The following is a 23,044-nucleotide window of genomic DNA, read 5'->3' on the forward strand; positions in this document are numbered from 1 at the left end:
ACGTTGACGGGGCCGGCGGAAATCCCCCTCGGGGGCTCCGGCCCATCAGACGGAACCGTGATCAGATCGGGGTAGCACGTGACGCATCGCGTACGAGGGGTCATCGCCCGGAGCAAGGGCGCTCCGGTGGAGACGACGACGATCCTCGTCCCCGATCCGGGGCCGGGCGAGGCCCTCGTACGGGTCCAGGCCTGCGGGGTCTGCCACACCGACCTGCACTACCGCGAGGGCGGCATCAACGACGAGTTCCCCTTCCTGCTCGGTCACGAGGCGGCCGGGATCGTCGAATCGGTCGGCCCGGACGTCACGTCCGTGGCGCCGGGCGACTTCGTCGTCCTCAACTGGCGGGCGGTGTGCGGGACCTGCCGGGCCTGCAAGCGCGGCCGCCCCTGGTACTGCTTCGCCACGCACAACGCCACCCAGCCGATGACCCTGGAGGACGGCACCCCCCTGTCCCCGGCGCTCGGCATCGGCGCCTTCGCCGAGAAGACCCTGGTCGCCGCCGGCCAGTGCACCAAGGTGGACCCGGCGGCCTCGCCCGCGGCCGCGGGACTGCTGGGCTGCGGGGTGATGGCGGGCCTCGGCGCGGCCCTGAACACCGGCAACGTCGAACGCGGCGACTCCGTCGCCGTCATCGGCTGCGGGGGAGTGGGCAACGCCGCCGTGGCCGGGGCCCGGCTCGCCGGGGCCTCGCGGATCATCGCCGTGGACCTCGACGACCGGAAGCTGGAATGGGCGCGCGGCCTCGGCGCCACGCACACCGTCAACGGCGGTACGCAGGACGTCGTCAAGGCCGTCCAGGAGCTGACCGGCGGCCACGGGGCCGACGTGGTCATCGAGGCCGTCGGCCGCCCCGAGACCTACCGGCAGGCCTTCTACGCGCGCGACCTGGCCGGGACGGTGGTCCTGGTCGGAGTGCCGACGCCGGAGATGCGGCTCGAACTCCCGCTGCTGGACGTCTTCGGGCGCGGAGGCGCCCTGAAGTCCTCCTGGTACGGGGACTGCCTGCCCGAGCGGGACTTCCCGCTGCTCGTCGACCTCTACCTGCAGGGGCGGCTCGACCTCGACGCCTTCGTCTCCGAGCGGATCGCGCTGGACGACGTGGAGGCGGCCTTCGCACGGATGGAGCGGGGCGAGGTGCTCCGCTCGGTCGTCGAGTTCTGACGGCCGGCGGGTCCGGTCCGCGGCGCGGACCGGGCGGTCGGGCCGAGTGAGCGGGCTCGCCCCGGTGGACAGCGCCGGGGCAAGCCCGTCCTTTTCGATCACCTCACGTACACTCGGCCGGGCTCGCCGCCCCCTCTGGCCGCCACCCCACCGGCTCCGGGGCGACGTGCGCGCAACCCACCGCACCGCGCCTATTCCAGGGAGCCCCGTGACCCCCGCGCCCACCGCCGGCGGAAGTTACCGCCAGCCCGGTGTCGTACTCACCGACCACCACTTCACCGTCCCGCTCGACCACGCACGCCCGGACGGCGAACGGATCGACCTGTACGCGCGCGAGGTGGTGGCCGCGGGCAAGGACCCGCGGCCCCTGCCGTGGCTGCTCTACCTGGAGGGCGGTCCCGGCTTCGGCGCCCGCCGGTTCATCGGGCGCCAGGCCTGGCTGGGGCGGGCCCTCGAGGAGTACCGGGTTCTCCTCCTGGACCAGCGCGGCACCGGCCGTTCGACCCCGGTCAACCGGCAGACCCTGCCGCTGCGCGGCACGCCCGCAGAGCAAGCCGACTACCTCGCCCACTTCCGCGCCGACTCCATCGTGCGCGACGCCGAGACCGTCCGCCCCCTCCTCACCGGCGGCGCGCCCTGGACGGTCCTCGGCCAGAGCTTCGGCGGCTTCTGCGCCACCCACTACCTCTGCGCCGCCCCCGAGGGCCTCACCGCTGCCCTGATCACCGGCGGGCTGCCGCCCCTCGAGGCGACCGCCACCGAGGTGTACGAGGCGGCGTACCCCCGCATGGAGCGCAAGAACCGGGCGCACTACGCGCGCTACCCCATGGACGTGGAGCGCGCCCGCGCCGTCGCGGCGCACCTCGCCGAGCAGCCGGCCGTACTCCCCGGCGGCTACCGGCTCACGGTCGAGGCCTTCCAGTCCCTCGGCATCCTCCTCGGGGTCGAGGACGGCAGCCACCAGCTCCACTACCTGCTGGAGAACGCCTTCGTCCCCACCCCCACCGGTCCGGCGCTCTCCGACGGCTTCCTGGAGGCCGTGCACGCGCAGCTCTCCTTCGCCGGGCACCCCCTCTACGCGCTGGTCCACGAGGCGATCTACGCCCAGGACCCGCTCGCGCCCACCGGCTGGGCCGCCGAGGGGGCCCGCGCGGGCCACCCGCGGTTCGACGCCGCCGCCACCCTCAAGGGCGACGGGCCGCTGTACTTCACGGGCGAGACCATCCACCCCTGGCACTTCGACTGCGATCCGGCGCTCGCACCGCTGCGGGAGACCGCCGAGCTGCTGGCCGCCCGTACCGGCTGGACGCCCCTGTACGATCCCGCGCGGCTCGCCGCCAACGAGGTGCCGGTGGCCGCGGCCGTCTACCACGACGACCTGTACGTGGGGACCGAGGAGTCCCTGGCCACGGCCCGGACCGTCCGCGGACTGCGGACCTGGGTGACCGACGAGTTCGAGCACGACGGCGTGCGCTCCGGCGGCCCGCGCGTCCTGGACCGGCTGCTGGCGCTCGTCCGGGACGAGCTCTGACCGGCGCGCGGACCGGCTGACCGGCGCGCGGACCGGCTGACCGGGGCCGCGGGCGGGTCGGAGGAGGTCCCGGGGAGCGTCGAGCGGGGTGACGACGCGCGTGCGGCCGTCCCTCTGCATAGTGTGCGGCGTATGACACAACGACAGGACGGTCCCGGGCCCGCGCCCTTGGAACCCATGCCCACCGACTGGCAGCGCGCCCTGGCGGTCGTGGCGCACCCCGACGACCTGGAATACGGCTGCTCGGCAGCCGTCGCCGACTGGACGGACGGCGGCCGGGAGGTCGTCTACGTGCTCGCCACGCGCGGGGAGGCCGGCATCGACACGCTCGCCCCCGCCGAGTGCGCCCCGCTGCGCGAGGCGGAGCAGCGCGCGAGCGCGGCCGTGGTAGGGGTACGCACCGTCGAGTTCCTCGACTACCACGACGGCGTGGTCGAGTACGGCCTCGACCTGCGCCGGGACATCGCGGCGGCCATCCGCCGGCACCGGCCCGAGCTGGTCATCACCATGAACCACCGCGACACCTGGGGCGGGGCCGAGGGCGGCGGCTGGTGGAACACCCCCGACCACAAGGCGGTCGGCCGGGCCGCCCTGGACGCGGCCGGTGACGCGGGCAACCGCTGGATCTTCCCCGAACTCCTCACGGAGCAGGGCCTCGAGCCGTGGAACGGGGTGCGCTGGGTCGCGGTGTCGGGCACCACGACGCCCACGCACGCGGCGGACGCCGGTCCCGGCCTGGAGCGTGCGGTGAAGTCCCTGATGGAGCACAAGGCGTACATCGAGGTCCTGACGGACGAGGATCCGCAGACGTACGCACGCGCCTTCCTGACGGGCAACGCCCAGCAGGCGGCGGCCCGGTTCGGCGGCCGCCCGGCGGTGGCGTTCGAGGTCTTCCCGCGGTGAGGGGCGCGCCCTAAGGTGTCCGCGTGATCGACACCATCAGCACGGAGATCGCGGAGGGTGAGGAACGGATCCGGCTGGACGTCGCGGACGGGATCGCGGAACTCACCCTCTGCCGGCCGGACAAACTCAACGGCTGGAGCTGGGAGTCCACGCGCCAGCTGGGCCTGCTGGCGGACCGGATCCGCTTCGACCCGGCGGTACGGGTGGTCCTGCTGCGGGCCGAGGGGCGGGCCTTCTGCGCGGGCATCGACGTGACCGCCCCGGGCGGGGCGATCACCGGCGCCACGGCGGCCGCGCGCAACCGCGACTACTACGAGGGCATCCGCTGGGTCCACGAACGTTTCGCGGTCCTGGCCCGGCTGCCGCAGCCGGTGGTGGCCGCCGTGCAGGGCTACTGCCTGGGCTTCGGCTTCGAGCTGGCGCTGATGGCCGACATCCGGGTGGCGGCCGACGACGCCGTCTTCGCCCTGCCCGAAGCCCGGTTGGGGGTCGCGGTGGACGCGGGCGGTGATCTGCGCATCGCCCGCGAGGCGGGCGCCGGCTGGGCCAAGTTCCTCGCGCTGACGGGCCGCCGCATCGACGCGCGGACGGCGTTGCGGCTGCATCTGGTCCAAGAGGTGGTCCCGCCGGACGAGTTGGAGCCGGTGGCCCGCGCCCTCGCGGTGGAGATCGCGGCCAACGCCCCGCTCGCCGTCCAGGGCATCAAGCGGGCGATCGACTCCTACGCGGACGCGGCCCTGCCCGCGGCCCTCGACCGGGTGGCGATGACGGCGGCCCTCACCCTCACCTCGGAGGACTGCCGCGAGGGCTACACGGCGCAGGCGGCCCGCCGCCCCCCGCGGTTCACCGGAGGCTGAGCACCGGACGGGTGGAGAACGCCTCGACGACGTCCGCGCCGTCGGGTCCGTACGCGAACTCGGCCATCGAGGGGTTGCGGTTCGCGGTGGCCAGTGGCAGCCAGCCCAGCAGGTTCCCGTAACCGCCGCACACCGCCTCGCCGCCGTCCCCGCCGTGCACGGCGCCCGGGTCCGCGCTGAGCTCCGCGGCGTACGCGTCGTAGGCGATGCGCAGCCCGAAGGCGTTGGGCTGCGACCGGGGGCCGTCCGCGCCGCCCCAGGAAGGCTCCTCCAGGGGGCAGCTGTCGCCCCACCGGAAGAGGGTCCGCGCCCCGGCCCCGCAGGCGTGCTCCCACTCGTCCGCCGAGGGCATCCGCAGCCCGCGCGCCGCGAGGACGGCCGGGACGTCGGCGGGAAGCTCGTCGAGGGTCTCGTTCTCCACCGCCATGAGCACCGTCTCCAGCGTGACGGTCCGGGGCGGACTCAGCGTGGCCGCGAGGTACTCCTTGAGGCCGAGCCCGTAGCCGTATCCCTCGGCCAGGCTCTCCGCGTAGTCGGCGGCCTCCTCCGGCGTCGGTTCCCAGCCCTGCGGATCGAAGCCGAGCCGGAGCGTCCCGCCGGGTACGAGGGCGAACTCCCGTCCGTCCCGTTCGACGAGCGCACGGTGCAGGGGGCCGCCGAGGTGTTCGACCACGTCGACGCGGGCCACCCGGCCGCCCACCCGGTCCGCGGCTTCCCGGACGGTCCGGCGGACGGTCGGCAGGTCGGCCGAGCGCCACTGTTCGAAGGTCAGATCAACGAGAGGCATGGGGCCATACTGCCCCGGGCCACTGACATCCCGTCCCCGCTACTCCTCCAGGCGCAGCAGGGACAGGGCGCGGGCCGAGACCGAGGGGAGGGGTTCCCGTCCGCCCTCGGCGGCCCAGTGTTCGAGGGCGACCGTGACCGCGTCGATGAGCAGGGCCGCCAGGAGGCGGGTCTCCAGCGCGGATTCGGGGCGGCCCGTGCGGGCGGCGAGGACCGGGATCAGGCGGTCCTGCATCGCGCGGGCGGCCGCGAGCCAGCGCAGGCGGATCGCCGGGACCCCGCTCATCACCTGGATCAGCCGGACCGTCTGGCCCGGCCCCTCGTAGCGCGCGCCCGCCGTCGCGAGGGTGAAGGCGGCCTGGGCGGCCTCCGTGAGCGCCTCCGCCGCGGGGCGCAGGGCCATCTCCTCCACCAGCGTGGCGACCCCGGCCGTCAGTACCGGGGTCAGCGCGTCCTCCTTGGCCGGGCAGTAGCGGTAGAAGGTGCGCAGGGAGATGCCGGCCGCCCGGGCGATGTCCTCGACGGTCGTGGTCTCGTACCCCTGCTCGGAGAACAGCGCGGCCGCGGCCTCCGCGATCTCGTAGCGCGTGGCCTCCCTGCGCCGCTCCGTCAAGGACGGGCGGCCCGTACTCACCGACGTCATCATCGCGGCACCTCCAGGGGGATCGACAGGAACCGTAACCGCTTCACCGGGTGAACGGGGCGCGGCCCAACTGCTCGCGCACCGTGACCACTTCGGGGTTGACGAGGGAGCGGCGCTGCCAGTTCGCGCCGTCGACCACCAGGGTGTGGCCGGTGATGAAACGGGCGTAGGGCGAGGCCAGGAAGGTGGCGGCCCAGCCGAGTTCGCGCGGCGCGCCGACCCGTAGCGCGGGCTGCCGGGCGTCCCTGGCGCCCGGGGCGGCCCTGTCCAGGCCGCCCCGGATGTCCTCGCTCATGTCCGCGTGCGGGAACAGCCCCGGCACCAGTCCGTTGATCTGGATGCCGTACGGGCCCCACTCGACGGCGAGGGTCTCCACCAGGTTCTTCACCCCGGCCTTGGCGGCGGCGCTGTGGGCGAAGCCCGGGCCTCCCGTCCAGGCGTACGAGGCCCCGATGTTCACGATCGACCCGGGGCTGCCCGCGCCGAGGTGGCGGCGGCCGAACTCCCGGGTCATGAACCAGGTGCCGGTGAGGGTGATGTCGACCACCGCGCGCCAGGCGTTGGGGGACAGGTCTTCCGCCGGGCACGGGAAGTTGGCGGCCGCGTTGTTGACCAGCACGTCCGGCAGCCGGCCGAAGGCCGCTTCGGCGGCGTCGAACACCCCGGCCACCCGCTCCGGGTCCCGGATGTCGCAGACCGCGGCCGTCACCCGGGCCGCGCCGGGTGTGGCCGCCAACTCCGCCTGGGCCGCCTCGAGCTGCTCGGCCCGGCGGCCGGCGATCACCAGGTCCGCCCCGAGCCGCGCGAACTCGGCGGCGATCGCCTTGCCCAGACCGGTGCCGCCCCCGGTCACGAGCACCACCTGACCCGCGTACGTGCCGGGCGGCAGGGCGGCCGAACCGAGCGGCGGCGGCGCGGGCAGGCCGCGCGTGGGGTTCTCCATGCGCCCCATCGATAGCGTGCGGACGCCGAGATCACCATGCCCGTGCCGGGGGCAGTTGCGCCGCGCTACCTCGCCCGCTGCGCCGGTGCGTAGGCCTGCTTGCTCGCGCACGTCCAGATCACCGCGCTGTTCACCCCGGTGGCCAGATCGCGGAAGGAGCCGCCCACCCGGTCGTCGTCCGAGGCGGTACGGGCCTCGGTGTTGACGTCGGTGCTCGCGCCCGCCGGGTTCGGGAGGACGAGCGGGGTGCCCGTGCCCGGCCAGTAGGCGGCCTGGACGTAGCGGGCGTAGCCCTCGACGAAGGTGACGGCCGAGCCGACCGTCACGTTCGTGGTCGGGGTGATGGCGTCGAAGGTCAGCTGCTCGTAGCCGGAGACCAGCCCGGGGCTGGTGGGCAGCGCGTCGTACGGCTTCTTCCAGACGGCCGGGGTCCGGCGCCGCAGCTCCCGGTAGTTCTCCGCCTCGTAACCGACGACGCGGCCCTTGTCGTCGATGCCGCTCGCCTGGGTGCCCGTCGTCCAGTAGGTCTCGTTCCAGACGGGGAGGCTGTACGGCGGGTAGCCGCCGCCGGCCGGCCAGACCACCGGGAAGGTCTTGCTGACGACCGCGTCGTTCTCTACGTCCACGTACTCCGTGTGGGCGGTTCCGAGCACGTCTCCGCGCTTGTTGATGCCGTCCAGCGAGACGATCTTGGTGCTGGGGTGCGCGTCCGCGGGGACCGGGAGTTCGCGGACGACGGCGCCGTTCGCCCACTCCTTCGCCGTCCCGGAGTCCATGCCGACGACGTGGCCCGCGTCGTTGACGTCGTCGGCGGAGGAGCCCGTGCTGGTGGCGCCGGCCAGGAGCCGGACCGCCGCGTCACCCTGGCGGTAGGTGAAGGCGGCCCGGGCGTGGTCGGAGGAGCGTTCGAGGCTGCCGACCATCAGGCCCTTGGCGTTGACGGCGCTGACCTTGCCGTTCTCGAAGCCGGCCGGCAGCGGGACGGCGTGGACCGCGTGGTCCGCGGTCCAGTACGCGGGAAGGCCGAGGCTGTCGCCGACGGCGAGGCCGTCCGCCCCGAGGTCGTTCACGGCCCCGGTGGTCCAGGGGCCGGCGGGCAGGGCCGGCAGGCTGATGACGTCCGGCGCGCACGCGGCCGGGGCCGGAGCGGCGGCCGGGGCCGTGGCGGGCGCGGCCGCCGCCGGACCCGCGGTCGTGATGAGGCCCGCCAGGACGAGGGCGGCTCCGGCCGCGGACATGCTTCTGGTCATGTGGTGCTTCCCCCAGGATGTGCGAAACGCCCCGCCCGGACGGCAGGGTCCCCGTCGCCCGCCAGGACTGTTCGTGACGTGCGCGTGTCATATGTTGCCCGAATGGGGACGTCATGTGACCGGATCGGCGCGTGTCGTTGCGGAGCCTCCCGTTCCTATGGGCTCCGCTGGTTCCCAGAGACGCAAGCGACCGCTTAGTATGCGCGCGAGGCGTGATTCCCGTCGGCGGCTGGAGGCCCCGGATGCAGGCATGGCGAGTACACACCCCCGGCGAGCCCCGCGAGGCCATGCGCCTCGAGGAGGTCCCCGAACCGGTGCCCGGCGAGGGCGAGGTGAAGCTCAAGGTGCTCGCCGCCAACGTCAACTTCCCCGACGCGCTGCTCGTGCGCGGCCAGTACCAGATCCGCCCGCCCCTGCCCTTCACCCCCGGCGTCGAGATCTGTGGCGAGACCGAGGACGGCCGCCGCGTCATCGCCACCCCGAGCCTGCCCCACGGAGGGTTCGCCGAGTACGTCACCGCCGCCGCGCGCGGCCTGCTCCCGGCCCCCGGGACCCTCGACGACGCCGAGGCCGCGGCCCTGCACATCGGCTACCAGACGGGCTGGTTCGGCCTGCACCGCCGGGCCCGGATCCAGGCCGGCGAGACCCTCCTCGTGCACGCCGCCGCCGGCGGGGTCGGCAGCGCCGCCGTCCAGCTCGGCAAGGCCGCCGGGGCCACCGTCATCGGGGTCGTCGGCGGCAAGGCCAAGGTCCGCACCGCCGAGGAGCTCGGCTGCGACTTCGTCATCGACCGCACCGAGGGGGGCCTCGAGAACCTGGTGGCCCAGGTCAAGGAGTTCACCGCCGGACGCGGCGCCGACGTCGTCTACGACCCGGTCGGCGGAGACGCCTACACCGCCTCGGCCAAATGCGTGGCCTTCGAGGGCCGCATCGTCGTCGTCGGATTCGCGAGCGGCACCATCCCGGCGCCCGCGCTCAACCACGCCCTCGTGAAGAACTACGCCGTGCTCGGCCTCCACTGGGGCCTCTACGCCACCAAGGACCCGGCCTCGATCGCCGCCTGCCACGCCGAGCTCACCCGCCTCGCCGCCGAAGGCGCCATCGCGCCCCTGGTCAGCGAGCGCGTCCCGCTCGCGGACGCCGCCGACGCCGTACAGCGCCTCGCCGACGGGACCACCACCGGCCGCCTGGTCGTCGTACCGTCGACGGGCGCGGCCGCCCCGGCCGCGACGGCCCCGGACGGGGGCTCCCGATGACGCCCGCCGCTGAGGTCACCGCCGACCGGCTGCTGGTCCGCGTACGGGAACTGCTCGCCGCGCATCCGCCCGCCACCACCGCCCGCGAAGACTTCCTGCGCGCCCGCTTCGACGCCGGACTCGCCTGGGTCCACTACCCCGAAGGCCTCGGCGGACTCGGGGCGCCCCGCACCCTCCAGGCCCTCGTGGACGCCGAGCTGGAGGCCGCCGGAGCCCCCGACAACGACCCGCGCCGGATCGGCATCGGGCTCGGCATGGCCGCGCCCACGATCCTCGCGTACGGCACCGAGGAACAGAAGGAGCGCTTCCTGCGCCCCCTGTGGGTCGGCGACGAGGTCTGGTGCCAGCTCTTCAGCGAGCCGGGCGCCGGCTCCGACCTGGCTGCCCTCGGCACCCGCGCGGTACGGGACGGAGACGACTGGATGGTCGACGGCCAGAAGGTGTGGACCTCCAGCGCCCACACCGCCCGCTGGGCCATCCTGATCGCCCGCACCGACCCCACGCTGCCCAAGCACCAGGGCGTCACCTACTTCCTGTGCGACATGCGCGCCCCCGGGGTCGAGGTGCGCCCACTGCGCCAGATCACCGGCGAGGCCGAGTTCAACGAGGTCTTCCTCACCGGCGTCCGCATCCCCGACGCCCACCGCCTCGGAGCCGTCGGCCAGGGCTGGGCCGTCGCCCGCACCACCCTGATGAACGAGCGCGTCTCCATCGGAGGCATGCGGATCCCGCGCGAGGGCGGCATGATCGCCCCGGTCGCCGCCGCCTGGCGCGAGCGCCCGGAGCTGCGCACCCACGCCCTCCACCAGCGGATGCTCGAGCTGTGGGTCGAGGCGGAGGTCGCCCGGCTCACCGGGGAGCGGCTGCGCCAGCAGCTCGCCGTCGGCCAGCCCGGCCCCGAGGGATCGGGAATGAAGCTCACCTTCGCCCGCCTCAACCAGGAGATCAGCGGCCTGGAAGTGGAACTGCGCGGCGAGGAGGGCCTCTTGTACGAGGACTGGACCCTGCGCCGTCCCGAGATCGTCGACTTCACCGGCCGCGACGCCGGCTACCGCTACCTGCGCGCCAAGGGCAACAGCATCGAGGGCGGCACCAGCGAAATCCTCCTCAACATCGTCGCCGAACGCGTCCTCGGCCTGCCCGCCGAACCGCGCGACGACAAGGACCTCGCGTGGAAGGACCTGGCTCGATGAACCTCCCGAGCGCCGCCCCCCTGGACCTGCTCTACTCCGAGACCGAGGAGGAACTGCGCACGGCCGTACGGTCCTTGCTGGCGGCTCGCTGCGATCCGGCGAGCATCCTGGCCCGGATCGAGGGCGGCCGCCCGCACGACCCCGACGTGTGGCGGATCCTCGCCGCCGACATCGGCACGGCCGGACTCCTCGTGCCCGAGAAGCTGGGCGGCCAGGGCGCGAGCCACCGCGAGGCGGCCGTGGTCCTGGAGGAGCTCGGCCGGGCCGCGGCGCCCGCCGCCTACCTCACGAGCTCCGTCCTGGCGACGGAGATCCTGCTCGGCTGCGACGGCGCGCGCTCCGCGGAACTCCTGCGGGAGCTGGCGGCGGGCAGGCGGACCTGCGTCCCCGCGCTGCCGCTGACCCTGGCCCCCGGCGCGCCGCTGCCGCCGCCGGTCCGGGACACCGGCACCGCGTCGGACGGGCTGCTGAGCGGCACCGTCACCTCGGTCGCGGACGCGGTGGCGGCCGACGTGCTGCTCGTCCTCGCGGACACCGGGCTGTACGCCGTGGTGGCCGCGGAGGCCCGGCTGACCCCGCTCGTCGCCCTGGACCTGACCCGGCCCCTGGCCACCGTCACCCTCGAGGGCGCCGCCGGAACCCTGCTCGCCGACCCGGCCACCGCCCGTGCGGCCGTCGCCGGAGCACTGCTCTCGGGGGCCGGGCTGCTGGCCTCGGAACAGCTCGGGCTCGCCGAGTGGTGCCTGACCGAGACGGTGGCCCACCTGCGCACCCGGCACCAGTTCAACCGGCCCCTCGGCTCCTTCCAGGCCCTCAAGCACCGCCTCGCCCGGCTCTGGCTCGACGTGGCCTCCGCCCGCGCTGCGGCCCGGGCCGCAGCCGACGCCCTGGCGACCGGCGCCCCCGACGCGCCGCTCACCATCGCCGTGGCCCAGGCGTACTGCTCGGGCGTCGCGGTCCGCGCGGCCGAGGAGTGCGTCCAGCTGCACGGTGGCATCGGCATGACCTGGGAACACCCGGCCCACCTCTACCTCAAGCGGGCCAAGGCCGATTCCCTGGCCCTCGGCACGGCCGGCCACCACCGCGGCCTGGTGGCGGACTTCGCGGAACTCCCGGCGCCGTAGGGCTCTGCGGGTGCGGGTGCCGGTGTGGGCACCCGCACCCGCACCGGCACCCGGCGCATCCAGCAGCAGGGGCCCGTGCGGTGACCTCGCCCGCCACACGGCGTTAGACCCGTAGGCACCGGGCACCGAGCGAGGGAGACCGTATGTACGCAGCACCCGCCGCCGCACCACTCACCCGCCGCGCTGTCCTGCGTACGGCCTTCACCGCGGCCGTGTTCGCCGGCACGGCCGCGGCCCTGGCCCCCGTACTGCGCGCCCGCGGCCCCCGGCAGACCCTCACACCGGCCCCGCTTCCGCGGCTCGCCGAGGAGACCTACCGGGGCCGCCACATCGCCGTCGACGCGGCGGCCGCCGTCGTGCGGATCGACGGACGCCCCCTGCACGTCATGCGCCGGGCCGACGGCAGCTACCTCAGCGGGGTCAACCACTTCCAGTCCTACGACACCCCGCTGGAGCTGGCCCGCGCCGCCGTCGACGAGCTGGGCAGCAACCAACTGGCGTTCGCGGCCCCGCACCACGGCGGAGGGGAGTAGTGGGCGTGTACGTCCGGCAGAACCAGAGGAACCTGACCGGCGTCCAGAAGAAGCGCTTCACGGCGGCGGTCCTCGAGCTCAAGCGCAACGGCACCTACGACGCGTTCGTGCGCACCCACGACAAGTACTTCGTCCCGGACCGCGACCGCAAACTGCGCGTCGGGCACATGTCCCCGTCGTTCTTCCCCTGGCACCGGCGCTATCTGCTGGAGTTCGAGCGGCAGTTGCAGAGCGTCGACCCCGGCGTCGCGATTCCGTACTGGGACTGGACCACCGACAACAGCCCGGCCTCGTCCCTGTGGGCCGAGGACTTCCTCGGCGGGACCGGACGCGCGAGCGACCGCCAGGTGATGACCGGGCCCTTCGCCTACGCGAAGGGGAACTGGACGGTCACCGTGGGTATCACGGAGTCCGCCTTCCTCACCCGCAACCTGGGCCGGCCGCAGAACCCGATCAGCCTGCCGACCGCGGCCGAGCTCCAGTGGGCGATCGACGACCCGACGTACGACACCTCGCCCTGGGACTCCACGGCCGCGGGCGGGGGTTTCCGCAACAAGCTCGAGGGCTGGGCCGCCCCGAAGAGCGAGAAGTGGCGCAACCACAACAAGGTCCACCAGTGGATCGGCGGCCACATGACCGGCGGCACGGCGCCCAACGACCCGGTGTTCTGGCTCCACCACGCCTTCGTCGACCTGCTCTGGGACCGCTGGCAGCAGAAGCATCCGGGCGCCGGCTACCTGCCCGCCGCCCCCCTCACGGCCGGTGACCTCCAGCGCGGCCGGGTGATCGCCGCCGACGAGCCGATGCCGCCCTGGAACGTCACCCCGCGCGAGATGCTCGGCCATCAGGGGATCTACCGCTACGAGTGAGCGCGGTGTCCGGCAGCCGCCCGGGTACCCGGGACAGCAGGACCCGGGACAGCAGGACACGGGAAAGGGCCCCCGCCGTACGGCGGGGGCCCTTCGGTTCACCGGACGGATCAGCCGCCGTAGCTGCCCTCGGTGTGGTGGCCGCCGTCGTGGCCCGACGCGTTGACGCAGGTGTTGCCGAACGCGGGGTTCAGCAGGCCGATCACGTTGACGGTGTTGCCGCAGACGTTGACCGGGACGTGCACCGGAACCTGGAGCAGGTTGCCCGACAGGACACCGGGGGAGCCGACAGCCGCACCGTGCGCTCCGGCATCGGCAGCAGCCAGACCCGCACCGGCGGCCAGGGCGCTGCCGGCGGCAGCGGTGATGACGAATGCCTTCGCGATACGCGACATCAAGATCTCCTCGTGAGAATGGGGGTGCCGCAGAAACTGAGGCTGCGGCGTTCGACATGGCATACAACGCGGGGGGCGCCCAAGGGTCACGGCCGCTAGGCCTACCCGGTGATCCCGAAGCGCGCCGAGGCGAAGTAAGGACGCACCGGCATCACCGCGCCCGGCCGCAGCACCTCCACCGGGGTGCCCGCACAGCCGGGCTCCCGGTACAGGGCCACCGACCCGCGGGTCCTGTTCGTCACCGCCCGTCCGCCTCCGCCCACGGCCTTCTGGCAGCCCTTGGCGCCGGTGAATCCGTGCGGCTTGTCGTCCGTGCCCAGATACTGGAAGTCGGGCCCGACGGCCGTCGGCGTGCCGAGGGCGGCGGTCGGCCCGTCGGCCGCGTGCGCGCTGCCGACGGCCACCGCTCCGGCGGTGGCCGCCATCAGCAGGACCGGGACCGCGCCGGACCGGACGAGGCACCGCACGGCGTGGTGAAGTGAAGGGGATCGCATGCCCGACCAACCCGGCGCGACCGGCGCGGGGTCACGGCTTGTCACCCGCAGCACGCCCGTGCGACGGTGCGGCCGGCGGCGCGGGGAGCACGCGACGGGCAGTCGTGACAGGCCCTACGGACCACGGACCACGGCACGCGGAACGCCGGATCCACTCAGGAGGAATCGATGACCGAAGCGGCGGGAGAAGCCCAGCACCGCGCCCGGCCCCGGGCCCGGACCGCGTACGGAGTCGTCGAGGGCCGGACCGGCCCCGGCGGCATCGCCGTCTTCCGGGGCATCCCCTACGCCGCCCCGCCCGTCGGTGCCCGCCGCTTCGCCGAGCCCGCGCCCCCCGAGGCGTGGGACGGCGTGCGCGACGCCGGTGCGTACGGCCCCACCGCGCCCAAGGTGCCCTACTCCGAGGCCTTCGCCGCGCTGCTGCCCGACCCGGAGATCCCCGGGGACGACTGCCTCAACCTCAACGTGTGGACCCCGGCACCCGTGGCCGGGGAGGAGCCCGGGGCGCGGCTGCCCGTCATGGTGTGGATCCACGGCGGCGCCCTCACCCGGGGCTCCTCGGCCGTCTCCGTCTACGACGGCTCCGCCTTCGCCCGCGACGGCGTCGTGCTCGTCTCCCTGAACTACCGCCTCGGCGTTCTCGGCTACGGGCTCTTCCCGGACGCCCCCGTCAACCGCGGCCTGCTCGACCAGATCGCCGCCCTCACCTGGGTCAGGGAGAACATCGCGGCCTTCGGCGGCGACCCCGCCCGGGTCACCGTCTTCGGCGAGTCCGCCGGGGCCATCAGCGTCGGCGCGCTCCTCGCGTCGCCCCGGGCCGCCGGACTCTTCCACCGGGCCGTCCTGCAGAGCGGCGCCCCGGAGGCGCTGCCGCGCGACCGGGTCCGCGCCATGGTCCGGAAGATGGCCGGGCTGCTCAAGGTGCCCGCCACCGCCGAGGCCTTCACCGCCGCCGCCCTGCCCGGCCTGCTCGCAGCCCAGGCTGCCGTACTGCGCCGCTCCTCGCCGCTGATCGGCGGCCCCGCCTTCGGCCTGGTCACCGACCCGGACACGCTGCCGCTCGACCCCCTCGAAGCGGCGGCCGCCACCGAGGTGCCGCTGCTGATGGGCTGGACCGCCGAGGAGTACCGGCTCTGGCTGGCCCCGACCGGCGGCATGCGGCTGCTGGACCGGCTGGGCCCGCTGTCCGTGACCCTGGGACGCATCCGCGGCGGCAAGGACCAGGCCGCCGTACGGGCCCTGCGCGCCGAGCGCCACCGCGGCTACTCCACGGGTCCTTCCATGACCTTGCTGATGAACTGGATCGGGCCCTCGCCCATGTTGGGCACGTAGGTCTTGGCGTTGTGCTGGCCGCCCTGGATGACCCTCAGTTCGGTGTGCACGGGTCCCTTGCCGTAGGTCGCGATGAACTTCTGCACGTTCGGCAAGGTGTTCTTGTTGCTCTCGTTGGTGCCCACCTGGAAGGCCAGGTAGACGTCCGGGCCCTTCTTGTCGATCAGTTCCTTGGCGAGCAGCTCCGGGTTGTTCTCCGCCTTCTCCTTGTCGTGGCCCTTCCACAGCGAGGAGTCGGGGACGATGTCCGGGCCGGAGCAGATCGCGGCCTTGAACTTCTCCGGGTGCTTCAGCACGGCCTTCAGGCCGGCGAAGCCGCCGGTGGAGGAGCCCATGTAGGCCCAGCCGTCACGGGACTTGACGGTGCGGAAGTTCTCCCGCATCAGGTCCGGGACGTCGTCGGTCAGCCAGGTGCCCATCTTGGGCTGGCCCGGGATGTCGGATCCGTCCCAGTAGACGCCCTTGTCGTCCGGGCCCGGGTTCAGCACGGGCATGGCCAGGATGAAGGGCTTGCTCTTCCCCTCGGTGTACCACTTGCTGATGCTGGTCTGGAGACCGAGGTCGGTGCCCATCCAGTAGTTGCTCGGGTAACCGGCGCCGCCCGGCAGGGCGATCATGACGGGGAAGCCGCTCTTGGCGAACTTCGGGTCGTTGTACTCCTTGGGAGCCCAGACCCAGACCTTGCCCTTGAAGCCCGACTTCTTGCCGTCGAGCGTGGTCACGGCCACGTGGGTGCCGTCGGGCAGGGTCATCGTGTTCTTGAAGTCGGCCGTCGGGCCGGTCGGCATCGACATCTTCGAGTTCGCCGGCGGCTTGGCACCCGTACCGCCGCCCCCGGTGGAGCCGGCGGGAGGCGTGCCGAAGGAGACGGCCTGGCCCTTGTCGGTGAAGGGCGGTATCTCGTAGTGGGCCATCACGAGGGCCGCCACACCCGCGAGGGCGAGGACGGAGGCGCCGGCGATCACCCAGCGCCGCACCCGCGACGGCCGTCGGCGCGCCTCCTCGGGCTCGTACGGCACGCCGTACCACCGCTGCGTGTCACCGTCCGAGGACTGCTGGTGTCCGTAGGGAGGCTGCTGGCCGTAACCGGGGCCCTGCGGAGGGTACGGCTGCTGCCCCCGGGGCGGGTAGGGCTGCTGCTGGTACGGCCCTTCCGACCGGTACGGCTGGTGCTGTCCGTCGTCGGGTGAGTGCGACATGTGCGGGTGCTCTCCGGCTGGTGCTGCCCCGTGGGGGCGGGGTGGAACTGCTTTCGATCGAAGGATGAGCGTACGGGCTCGGAGGTTCCGGATTTTGATCTCTTTTGGGCTTCCGCAGGGAAGGACGTTGCCCGACCCCCAATCGGCCCGCGCCGTTCCCGTTCTGTTCGCCGAACATCTCTGGCCCCTGCACATGCCGGTCGGTACGGTACGTCCGCGCCGCCCCCCAACCGCCCCCGCTCGGAGGTATTCCCGTGTTCGGCATGCCACTTTTCCGGTCCCGTCGCAAGACCGCCCTCGCCACCGCCTTCGGCGTCACCGCCGTCGGCGCAGCGCTGTGGACCGGCCTCGGCACCGCACAGCCCGCACACGCGGCCGGCCTGCCCGCACCCGACCACATAGTCGTCGTGGTCTTCGAGAACCACGCCTACAACCAGGTCATCGGCAGCTCCAGCGCCCCGTACATCAACTCCCTCAAGGCCGGGGGAGCCAACCTCACCAACTCGTACGGCATCACGCACCCGAGCCAGCCCAACTACCTGCAGCTCTTCTCGGGCTCCCACCAGGGTGTGACCGGCGACAGCTGCTACACCCCCGGCTTCAGTTCCGCGCCCAACCTGGCGTCCGAGCTCATCGCCGCCGGAAAGACCTGGGCCAGCTACAACGAGACCCTGCCCAGCGAGGGCTCCACCACCTGCTCCAGCGGCAAGTACGCCCGCAAGCACAACCCCTGGTTCGCCTTCTCCAACGTGCCCACCAGCACCGCGAAGACGATGACCCAGTTCCCGACGGACTTCACCACCCTCCCCAAGACCTCGTTCGTCGTCCCGAACCTCTGCAACGACATGCACGACTGCTCCGTCGGGACCGGCGACACCTGGCTGAAGAACAACCTCAAGGCCTACGCGGACTGGGCCAAGACCCACAACAGCCTGCTCGTCGTCACCTTCGACGAGGACAACCGGCTCGCCGGAAACAAGATCCCCACGGTGCTCTACGGCCAGCCCGTGACCCCGGGCTCCACCGGCTCCACCACCTACAACCACTACGACATGCTGCGGACCCTCGAGGGCCTCTCCGGCCTGACCACCCACGCGGGGAACGCGGCCACCGCCCAGGACATCACGGGGATCTGGGCTTCCTGACCATGTACGTTGCGGACAGTCGCGGCACCCCCGCGTCCGCCGTGACCCCCGAGCCGCAGGCCGTCGCCCCGGGCACCCGCCCGGGGCGGCGCGCCGCGCTCGCCCCCACGGTGCTCGCCCTCGGCACGGTCAGCCTCATCACCGACGTCTCCTCCGAGATGGTCACGGCCGTGCTCCCGCTCTACCTCGTCGCCACACTCGGGCTCACGCCGCTGGGCTTCGGCCTGCTCGACGGCCTCTACAACGGCGTCAGCGCCCTGGTCCGGCTGACCGGAGGCCACCTCGGCGACCGCCTCGGCCGTCACAAGGCGCTGGCGGGCATCGGCTACGGGCTCTCCGCCCTGTGCAAGCCGCTGCTGCTGATCGCCCACACCCTGCCCGCGATCGGCGCCGTCCTCGCCCTCGACCGCACCGGCAAGGGGCTGCGCACCGCTCCGCGCGACGCGCTGATCTCGCTGTCGGCGGCCCCCGAGGAACGCGGCCGGGCCTTCGGCGTCCACCGCGCCATGGACACCGCCGGCGCGCTGATCGGGCCGATCCTGGCGTTCCTGATCCTGCGCGGAGCCGCCGAAGGGTACGACGCCGTCTTCACCGTCAGCGCCTGCGTGGCCGCGCTCGGCGTCCTGGTGCTCGTCCTGTTCGTACCCGGCCGCCGCACCGAGCCCGCCGGCACCCGCGCTCCCGTCTCGCTGCGCTCCTCCGTCGGGCTGCTGGGCCGCCGGGACCTGCGCCGGATCAGCCTGTGCGCGGTGCTCCTGGGCCTGTGCACCGTCAGCGACGCCTTCGTCTTCCTGCTGCTCCAGCACGCCACCGGCATCGCCGACCGCTGGTTCGCGCTGCTGCCGCTGGGGACCGCGGCCGCGTTCTTCCTGCTCGCGCTGCCGCTCGGCCGGCTCGCCGACCGGATCGGCCGCGGCCGGGTCTTCCTCGGCGGCCACCTCGCGCTGCTCGCCGCGTACGGGATCCTCCTCGCCGGCGGACACCATCCGGCGCTGCCGTACGCCGTGCTCCTGCTGCACGGCGGCTTCTACGCCGCGACCGACGGGGTGCTCATGGCCGCGGCCGCCGGCGCCGTCCCCGAGGAGCACCGCGGCGGGGGGCTCGCCCTCGTCCAGACCGGCCAGGCCCTCGCCCGGTTCGCCGCGTCGCTGGGCTTCGGCGCCGCCTGGACCTTCTGGGGCGCCCGCCCCGCGCTGGCCGTCGCCGCCGTGCTGCTGGCGGCCGCCGTCGCACTCTGCCTGTGGCTCCGGCCGGGGGACACCCCGGCGGACGGCCCCGCCCGCCCCCGGGGCGGTCCGGCGGACACCCCGGCCGCCCCGGCCCTCTGAACCCTCCCCATAGTTCGCGAAAGGCCCCCACCCATGCCCCTCCAGCGCCGGCTCCTGATCCTCGTCTCCGCCGTCGTCCTGCTCGCCGCCATCGGCGCGCTCGCCGTCGTACGGGCCTCCTCGCGGGCCGAGGAGAAGAACCAGGCCCAGGCCGGCGGGCCGCCGGTCACCCGGGGCGAGGTCTCCCTCACCCCGGGCGAGGGCGGCCGGCGGATCGTGTTCCGGAACATGGCGTGGGGGCCGCACCGCGACGAGCTCGCCACCGCGCCGGCCACCGCGCCCGAAGGTCCCCGTACCGCGTCCGGGATCAGCTGCCTGCGCTTCCACTCCGCCGGCGGCACCGGCATCTGCCTGCGGGCCGACAAGGGCGGGGTGCAGGACAGCTACAAGGCCGTGGTCCTCGACGCCCGCCTCAAGGAGGTCGCCGTCCGCCCGCTGGCCGGGATCCCCACCCGGGCCCGGGTCTCGCCCGGCGGCCACCTGGTGGCGTGGACGGTCTTCGTGGGCGGGGACTCGTACGCCGGTACGAACTTCTCGACCCGGACTTCGCTGCTGGACCTGCGGACGGGGAAGTTCGACGCCTCGCTGGAGGACTTCGCCATCCACAAGGACGGCAAGGACTACCGCGCCGCGGACGTCAACTTCTGGGGGGTCACCTTCGCCGCCGACGAGCGGACCTTCTACGCGACGCTGGCGACCGGCGGCCAGACCCACCTGGTCCGCGGCGACCTCGTGGCACGCACGGTGACCACCCTGCGCGAGAACCTGGAATGCCCGTCGCTGTCGCCCGACGGGACGCGGCTGGTGTTCAAGAAGCGGGTGCCCGGCCTGTCGCCGGACGCGCCGTGGCGGCTGTACGTCCTGGACCTGGCCTCGATGGCGGAGACCCCGCTCGCCGAGGAGCGCAGCGTCGACGACCAGGTGGTGTGGACCGACGACAAGACCGTCGTCTACTCGCTGCCCGGCGACTTCGGCGCGGACCTCTACACCCTGCCCGCCGACGGTACCGGCGCCCCGGCGCGGCTCATGACCTCGGCCCTCGCCCCCGCCTTCCTCGGCTGACACCGGGAAGGGGGGAACGAGGGCCGGGGCGGCCGGCCACGCGCCGGAGGGCCGCTACGCCGGGATGAGCGTCTTGCGGCGCCGCTTGCGCTGGGCGGCCGCCGACATCCGCAGCTCGATGACCGAGCGCACGGTCGGCCACTCCTCGTCGAGGACCGAATAGAACGCCGTACTGCGGACCGCGCCGTCGAGGCCCCGCGAATGGGCCCGGCGGACCCCCTCGCTGGTGAAGCCGAGCCGTTCCATCGCGGCGCGCGAGCGGCCGTTGCGGGCGTCCGCGCGCAACGAGATGCGCCGGACCCCCCACGTCTCGAAGGCGTGGCGGAGCAGCAGCAGCTTCGCCTCGGTGTTGATGCCGGTGCCCTGGGCCGCCGGGGACAGCCAGGTGTTGCCGATCTCGGCGGCATCGGGGATCGCCGTCGCCGGATCGCCGAACGGGACCCCCGGCACGGCGGGCCACACCAGGGGACCCTGCCAGTAGTCGAGTTCCAGGAACCGTGTCGAACCGACCACCCGGCCGTCGGTGGCTCTGACCACCGCGAACGGGAGCGATCGACCCGCCGCCTGATCGGCGAGGGCACGGTCGATGTACTCGTGGGACGCCTGCAACCCGTGCGGTACGGGAGTGAAGGCGTAAGTCGTACGATCCTCGGCCCCGGCCATGGCCAAGGCCTCGGTGTGGTGGGGGGCGAGGGGCTCGAGCCGCACGGAGCGGCCGGCGAGGAGTACGGGTACGGGCACGGAGCCTTCGGTCCTTCTGGGCGGTGGGGTGGTTGCACAGTCTGCGTCTCTGACGTCGCCCCCCGTGCAAAACACGGGTGAAAGGCAACGGGCTGTCAGGTGAACGCGAGTGGCTCAATGTAGCCCCTTAAAGTCCTCTCATGAACCCCCTAATCGGCAATGGCGCGGCACTCTTTTTCGAGGACTCCGGTCCCCGCGGAGGAGCCCCCGTGATCCTTGTCCACGGACATCCCTTCAACCGCACGATGTGGGCCCCCCAGACGGCCGCGCTGACCACCGCCGGTTACCGTGTGATTACCCCTGACCTGCGCGGATACGGTCGAAGTCCAGTGATCGCGGGCACGGCGCCGCTCGCCGGCCTCGCCGACGACCTGGCCGCCCTGCTCGATGGTCTGGGCATCGAACAGGCGGTCGTCGGCGGTGTGTCCATGGGCGGCCAGATCGCCCTGGAGATGAGGCTGCGCCACCCGGGTCGGATACGGGCCCTCGTCCTCTCCGACACCTCCGCCTCGCCGGAGACGCCGGAGGGCAAGACCGCCCGCCGCGAGCTCGCCGAGCGGCTCCTCGCGGAAGGGATGAAGCCCTACGCCGACGAGGTCATCGACAAGATGCTCGCGCCCTACAACGTGACGGGCATGCCCGAGGCCGCGGCCGGGGTCACCGCCATGATGTACGCGACCGACCCGCGGGGCGCCGCCGCCGCGCTGCGCGGACGGGCCGAGCGACCGGACTACCGGCCCGTGCTCGCCGGGCTGCCGGCCGGCGTGCCCTGCCTGATCGTGGTCGGCCGGGACGACGTCTACACCCCGGTCGCCGAGGCCGAGTCCCTGCACGCGCTGGCCGCGCACTCGGTGCTCGCCGTCGTCGAGCGGGCCGGACACCTGCCCGGCGTGGAACAGCCGGAGGCCTTCAACCGGGTCCTGCTGGAGTTCCTCGCGGGGCTCTGACCCGAATGGCCCGGAAACAGCGGACGTGAATGGACCGGCGGAACGGGCCATTCAGCTGATGCAATCGCCCGGTGACGATACGGATCCTGCCCCCGCCCGGAGCGCCGCGCCGACTGGCCGCCGCCCAACTGTGCAACTCCGTGGGCGACGGCGCCTACTACGTGTGTTCGGCGCTCTTCTTCACCCAGGTGGTCGGTCTCTCGCCGGCCCAGATCGGCGTCGGCCTCACCCTCGCCTGGGCGATCGGCTCGGTCGCGGGGGTCCCGCTGGGGGCGCTCGCCGACCGGCGGGGGCCGCGCGGCACCTCCGTGGCGCTGGCCGTCGCCACGGCCGCCTCCGTCGCCTCCTTCCTCTTCGTCCGCTCCTTCTGGGCCTTCCTGGCCGCCGTCGTCGTGTACGCCACCGCCCAGTGCGGACTCGCCGCCGCCCGTCAGGCCCTCCTCGCCGGGCTGGTCACCCCCGAGGAGCGCACCGGGGTACTGGCCCACCTGCAGGCGGTGCTCAACGCGGGCCTCGCGGTCGGCGCGGCCCTCGGCGGGCTCGCGCTCGGCGTCGGCACCGAACGCGCCTACCTGGCCGTCTTCGCGCTCGACGCGGTGGCGTTCCTGCTCTGCGCCGCCGTACTGCTGCGGCTGCCCGAGGTGGCGCCCGTGGCGGACCGGGCGGCGGGGGAGCCGCGCCTGGCCGTGCTCCGCGACCGGCCGTACGCGCTGGTCACGCTCCTCAACGCGATCCTGCTGCTGCGGATGCCGCTGCTGAGCCTCGCGATCCCGCTGTGGATCGTGGAGCGCACGCACGCCCCCGGCTGGCTGGTGTCGGCGCTCTTCGTGCTCAACACCGTCGCCGTGATGCTGTTCCAGGTACGGACGGCCCGGCCGGTGACCGACCTGGAGAGTGCGGGGCGGGCGGTACGGGTCTCGGGGCTGGTGGTGGCCGCCTCGTGCGGGGTGTTCGCCCTCTCCGCGCTGCCCCGGGCGGGATGGGCGGCGGCGGCGCTGCTCCTGGCGGGCGCCGTGCTCCAGGTGGACGCCGAGATGCGGCAGTCCGCCGGCTCCTGGCAGATCGGCTTCGCGCTGGCGCCCGCCGAGCGGATCGGCCAGTACCAGGGCTTCTTCGGCACGGGGGTGCCCGTCGCCCGGACCCTGGGGCCGCTCGTGCTGACCTCGCTGATCCTGCTCTGGGGGATCCCCGGCTGGCTGCTCCTCGGAGCGCTCCTGCTGGGGGCCTCGTACGGGATGGGCCCGGCCGTGCGGCGGGCGCGGTCCGCCCGGAGCGGCGACGCGGTCCCCGCCGGCCGGGAGGCCGCCTGACCCCTGACCCCGCACGTCAATCGGTGCGGTGCACCCCGG

22 protein-coding genes and 1 pseudogene are annotated in these 23,044 nt (G+C 73.7%); 15 read left to right on the plus strand and 8 right to left on the minus strand.

Annotation, left to right across the window (positions count from 1 at the left end; translation table 11 throughout):
• Nucleotides 1-78: 78 nt before the first annotated feature.
• The 4 genes from ACWF9Z_RS00425 (at nt 79) to ACWF9Z_RS00440 (ending at nt 4,455) form a co-directional block, all read left to right on the plus strand.
• The gene (locus tag ACWF9Z_RS00425; RefSeq protein WP_453595868.1) at nt 79-1,164 is read left to right on the plus strand and encodes an S-(hydroxymethyl)mycothiol dehydrogenase; all 1,086 of its coding nucleotides are present in this window, start codon (nt 79-81) and stop codon (nt 1,162-1,164) included.
• A 208-nt stretch (nt 1,165-1,372) separates the two neighbouring features.
• Nucleotides 1,373-2,695 carry an alpha/beta fold hydrolase gene (locus tag ACWF9Z_RS00430; protein ID WP_453595871.1) on the plus strand — a complete coding sequence of 441 codons (1,323 nt, stop codon included), beginning with the start codon at nt 1,373-1,375 and terminating at the stop codon, nt 2,693-2,695.
• A gap of 132 nt (nt 2,696-2,827) precedes the next feature.
• Nucleotides 2,828-3,598, plus strand: a complete 771-nt coding sequence (locus ACWF9Z_RS00435) for a PIG-L deacetylase family protein (RefSeq protein ID WP_453595874.1) — start codon at nt 2,828-2,830, stop codon at nt 3,596-3,598.
• A gap of 23 nt (nt 3,599-3,621) precedes the next feature.
• On the plus strand, nt 3,622-4,455 hold the full coding sequence (locus ACWF9Z_RS00440; RefSeq protein WP_453595877.1) for an enoyl-CoA hydratase/isomerase family protein: 834 nt from the start codon (nt 3,622-3,624) through the stop codon (nt 4,453-4,455).
• On the opposite strand, the gene ACWF9Z_RS00445 is transcribed toward ACWF9Z_RS00440, so the two are convergent.
• The 4 genes from ACWF9Z_RS00445 to ACWF9Z_RS00460 form a co-directional block, all read right to left on the minus strand.
• The gene (locus ACWF9Z_RS00445) at nt 4,442-5,242 is read right to left on the minus strand and encodes a hypothetical protein (RefSeq protein ID WP_453595880.1); all 801 of its coding nucleotides are present in this window, start codon (nt 5,240-5,242) and stop codon (nt 4,442-4,444) included. The genes ACWF9Z_RS00440 and ACWF9Z_RS00445 overlap by 14 nt on opposite strands.
• Nucleotides 5,243-5,281: 39 nt before the next feature.
• A complete protein-coding gene (locus ACWF9Z_RS00450; RefSeq protein WP_453595883.1) occupies nt 5,282-5,887 on the minus strand; it encodes a TetR/AcrR family transcriptional regulator in 606 nt (201 codons plus the stop codon).
• A 40-nt stretch (nt 5,888-5,927) separates the two neighbouring features.
• Entirely contained in the window at nt 5,928-6,827 is a 900-nt protein-coding gene (locus tag ACWF9Z_RS00455; protein WP_453595886.1) for an SDR family oxidoreductase, read from the minus strand.
• A 65-nt stretch (nt 6,828-6,892) separates the two neighbouring features.
• Nucleotides 6,893-8,077, minus strand: coding sequence for a hypothetical protein (locus tag ACWF9Z_RS00460; RefSeq protein ID WP_453595889.1), 1,185 nt, complete (start codon nt 8,075-8,077; stop codon nt 6,893-6,895).
• Nucleotides 8,078-8,319: 242 nt separating this feature from the next.
• On the opposite strand from ACWF9Z_RS00460, the gene ACWF9Z_RS00465 reads away from it, so the two are divergent.
• The 5 genes from ACWF9Z_RS00465 (at nt 8,320) to ACWF9Z_RS00485 (ending at nt 13,052) form a co-directional block, all read left to right on the plus strand.
• On the plus strand, nt 8,320-9,333 hold the full coding sequence (locus ACWF9Z_RS00465; protein WP_453595892.1) for an NADPH:quinone oxidoreductase family protein: 1,014 nt from the start codon (nt 8,320-8,322) through the stop codon (nt 9,331-9,333).
• On the plus strand, nt 9,330-10,526 hold the full coding sequence (locus ACWF9Z_RS00470) for an acyl-CoA dehydrogenase family protein (RefSeq protein ID WP_453595895.1): 1,197 nt from the start codon (nt 9,330-9,332) through the stop codon (nt 10,524-10,526). Before ACWF9Z_RS00465 ends, ACWF9Z_RS00470 begins: the two co-directional genes overlap by 4 nt.
• Complete coding sequence (locus ACWF9Z_RS00475) at nt 10,523-11,650, plus strand: acyl-CoA dehydrogenase family protein (RefSeq protein ID WP_453595898.1); 1,128 nt, start codon at nt 10,523-10,525, stop codon at nt 11,648-11,650. Before ACWF9Z_RS00470 ends, ACWF9Z_RS00475 begins: the two co-directional genes overlap by 4 nt.
• Before the next feature lie 143 nt (nt 11,651-11,793).
• Nucleotides 11,794-12,183, plus strand: coding sequence for a tyrosinase family oxidase copper chaperone (locus ACWF9Z_RS00480; protein ID WP_453595901.1), 390 nt, complete (start codon nt 11,794-11,796; stop codon nt 12,181-12,183).
• Between the two features lie 5 nt (nt 12,184-12,188).
• Nucleotides 12,189-13,052 carry a tyrosinase family protein gene (locus ACWF9Z_RS00485; RefSeq protein WP_453595904.1) on the plus strand — a complete coding sequence of 288 codons (864 nt, stop codon included), beginning with the start codon at nt 12,189-12,191 and terminating at the stop codon, nt 13,050-13,052.
• A 110-nt stretch (nt 13,053-13,162) separates the two neighbouring features.
• Here the strand turns inward: ACWF9Z_RS00485 and ACWF9Z_RS00490 are convergent, their stop codons facing one another.
• Both ACWF9Z_RS00490 and ACWF9Z_RS00495 read right to left on the minus strand, forming a co-directional pair.
• On the minus strand, nt 13,163-13,447 hold the full coding sequence (locus tag ACWF9Z_RS00490; protein WP_453595907.1) for a chaplin: 285 nt from the start codon (nt 13,445-13,447) through the stop codon (nt 13,163-13,165).
• Nucleotides 13,448-13,548: 101 nt separating this feature from the next.
• On the minus strand, nt 13,549-13,941 hold the full coding sequence (locus ACWF9Z_RS00495) for a hypothetical protein (protein ID WP_453595910.1): 393 nt from the start codon (nt 13,939-13,941) through the stop codon (nt 13,549-13,551).
• Nucleotides 13,942-14,109: 168 nt separating this feature from the next.
• On the opposite strand from ACWF9Z_RS00495, the pseudogene ACWF9Z_RS00500 reads away from it, so the two are divergent.
• Nucleotides 14,110-15,195: pseudogene (locus ACWF9Z_RS00500) on the plus strand (carboxylesterase/lipase family protein); the annotation flags it as partial.
• Nucleotides 15,196-15,203: 8 nt separating this feature from the next.
• Here ACWF9Z_RS00500 and ACWF9Z_RS00505 read toward each other — a convergent pair.
• Nucleotides 15,204-16,472, minus strand: coding sequence for an alpha/beta hydrolase-fold protein (locus ACWF9Z_RS00505; RefSeq protein ID WP_453595913.1), 1,269 nt, complete (start codon nt 16,470-16,472; stop codon nt 15,204-15,206).
• 263 nt (nt 16,473-16,735) lie between these two features.
• Between ACWF9Z_RS00505 and ACWF9Z_RS00510 the strand changes: the two genes are divergently transcribed.
• From ACWF9Z_RS00510 to ACWF9Z_RS00520, 3 genes are read left to right on the plus strand one after another with little or no spacing between them, the layout of a single operon-like run.
• Nucleotides 16,736-17,617, plus strand: a complete 882-nt coding sequence (locus ACWF9Z_RS00510) for an alkaline phosphatase family protein (protein WP_453595916.1) — start codon at nt 16,736-16,738, stop codon at nt 17,615-17,617.
• 2 nt (nt 17,618-17,619) lie between these two features.
• Nucleotides 17,620-18,945, plus strand: a complete 1,326-nt coding sequence (locus ACWF9Z_RS00515; protein ID WP_453595919.1) for an MFS transporter — start codon at nt 17,620-17,622, stop codon at nt 18,943-18,945.
• A 33-nt stretch (nt 18,946-18,978) separates the two neighbouring features.
• On the plus strand, nt 18,979-20,007 hold the full coding sequence (locus ACWF9Z_RS00520; protein ID WP_453595922.1) for a hypothetical protein: 1,029 nt from the start codon (nt 18,979-18,981) through the stop codon (nt 20,005-20,007).
• Between the two features lie 54 nt (nt 20,008-20,061).
• On the opposite strand, the gene ACWF9Z_RS00525 is transcribed toward ACWF9Z_RS00520, so the two are convergent.
• Nucleotides 20,062-20,748: a GNAT family N-acetyltransferase gene (locus ACWF9Z_RS00525; RefSeq protein WP_453595924.1), complete on the minus strand. Its 687-nt coding sequence runs from the start codon at nt 20,746-20,748 to the stop codon at nt 20,062-20,064.
• Between the two features lie 140 nt (nt 20,749-20,888).
• Between ACWF9Z_RS00525 and ACWF9Z_RS00530 the strand changes: the two genes are divergently transcribed.
• On the plus strand, nt 20,889-21,695 hold the full coding sequence (locus tag ACWF9Z_RS00530) for an alpha/beta fold hydrolase (protein ID WP_453595926.1): 807 nt from the start codon (nt 20,889-20,891) through the stop codon (nt 21,693-21,695).
• Between the two features lie 71 nt (nt 21,696-21,766).
• Nucleotides 21,767-23,005, plus strand: a complete 1,239-nt coding sequence (locus ACWF9Z_RS00535; protein ID WP_453595928.1) for an MFS transporter — start codon at nt 21,767-21,769, stop codon at nt 23,003-23,005.
• Nucleotides 23,006-23,044: the final 39 nt, after the last annotated feature.

The organism is Streptomyces sp. NPDC054961, assembly GCF_053609145.1.

Bases quoted from the DNA above. Each gene is read 5' to 3' on its own strand.
- ACWF9Z_RS00435 (WP_453595874.1), top strand. From the start codon at position 2,828: ATGACACAACGACAGGACGGTCCCGGGCCCGCGCCCTTGGAACCCATG.
- ACWF9Z_RS00445 (WP_453595880.1), bottom strand. From the start codon at position 5,242: ATGCCTCTCGTTGATCTGACCTTCGAACAGTGGCGCTCGGCCGACCTG.
- ACWF9Z_RS00450 (WP_453595883.1), bottom strand. From the start codon at position 5,887: ATGATGACGTCGGTGAGTACGGGCCGCCCGTCCTTGACGGAGCGGCGC.
- ACWF9Z_RS00455 (WP_453595886.1), bottom strand. From the start codon at position 6,827: ATGGAGAACCCCACGCGCGGCCTGCCCGCGCCGCCGCCGCTCGGTTCG.
- ACWF9Z_RS00460 (WP_453595889.1), bottom strand. From the start codon at position 8,077: ATGACCAGAAGCATGTCCGCGGCCGGAGCCGCCCTCGTCCTGGCGGGC.
- ACWF9Z_RS00465 (WP_453595892.1), top strand. From the start codon at position 8,320: ATGCAGGCATGGCGAGTACACACCCCCGGCGAGCCCCGCGAGGCCATG.
- ACWF9Z_RS00470 (WP_453595895.1), top strand. From the start codon at position 9,330: ATGACGCCCGCCGCTGAGGTCACCGCCGACCGGCTGCTGGTCCGCGTA.
- ACWF9Z_RS00475 (WP_453595898.1), top strand. From the start codon at position 10,523: ATGAACCTCCCGAGCGCCGCCCCCCTGGACCTGCTCTACTCCGAGACC.
- ACWF9Z_RS00480 (WP_453595901.1), top strand. From the start codon at position 11,794: ATGTACGCAGCACCCGCCGCCGCACCACTCACCCGCCGCGCTGTCCTG.
- ACWF9Z_RS00490 (WP_453595907.1), bottom strand. From the start codon at position 13,447: ATGTCGCGTATCGCGAAGGCATTCGTCATCACCGCTGCCGCCGGCAGC.
- ACWF9Z_RS00495 (WP_453595910.1), bottom strand. From the start codon at position 13,941: ATGCGATCCCCTTCACTTCACCACGCCGTGCGGTGCCTCGTCCGGTCC.
- ACWF9Z_RS00505 (WP_453595913.1), bottom strand. From the start codon at position 16,472: ATGTCGCACTCACCCGACGACGGACAGCACCAGCCGTACCGGTCGGAA.
- ACWF9Z_RS00510 (WP_453595916.1), top strand. From the start codon at position 16,736: ATGCCACTTTTCCGGTCCCGTCGCAAGACCGCCCTCGCCACCGCCTTC.
- ACWF9Z_RS00515 (WP_453595919.1), top strand. From the start codon at position 17,620: ATGTACGTTGCGGACAGTCGCGGCACCCCCGCGTCCGCCGTGACCCCC.
- ACWF9Z_RS00520 (WP_453595922.1), top strand. From the start codon at position 18,979: ATGCCCCTCCAGCGCCGGCTCCTGATCCTCGTCTCCGCCGTCGTCCTG.
- ACWF9Z_RS00530 (WP_453595926.1), top strand. From the start codon at position 20,889: ATGAACCCCCTAATCGGCAATGGCGCGGCACTCTTTTTCGAGGACTCC.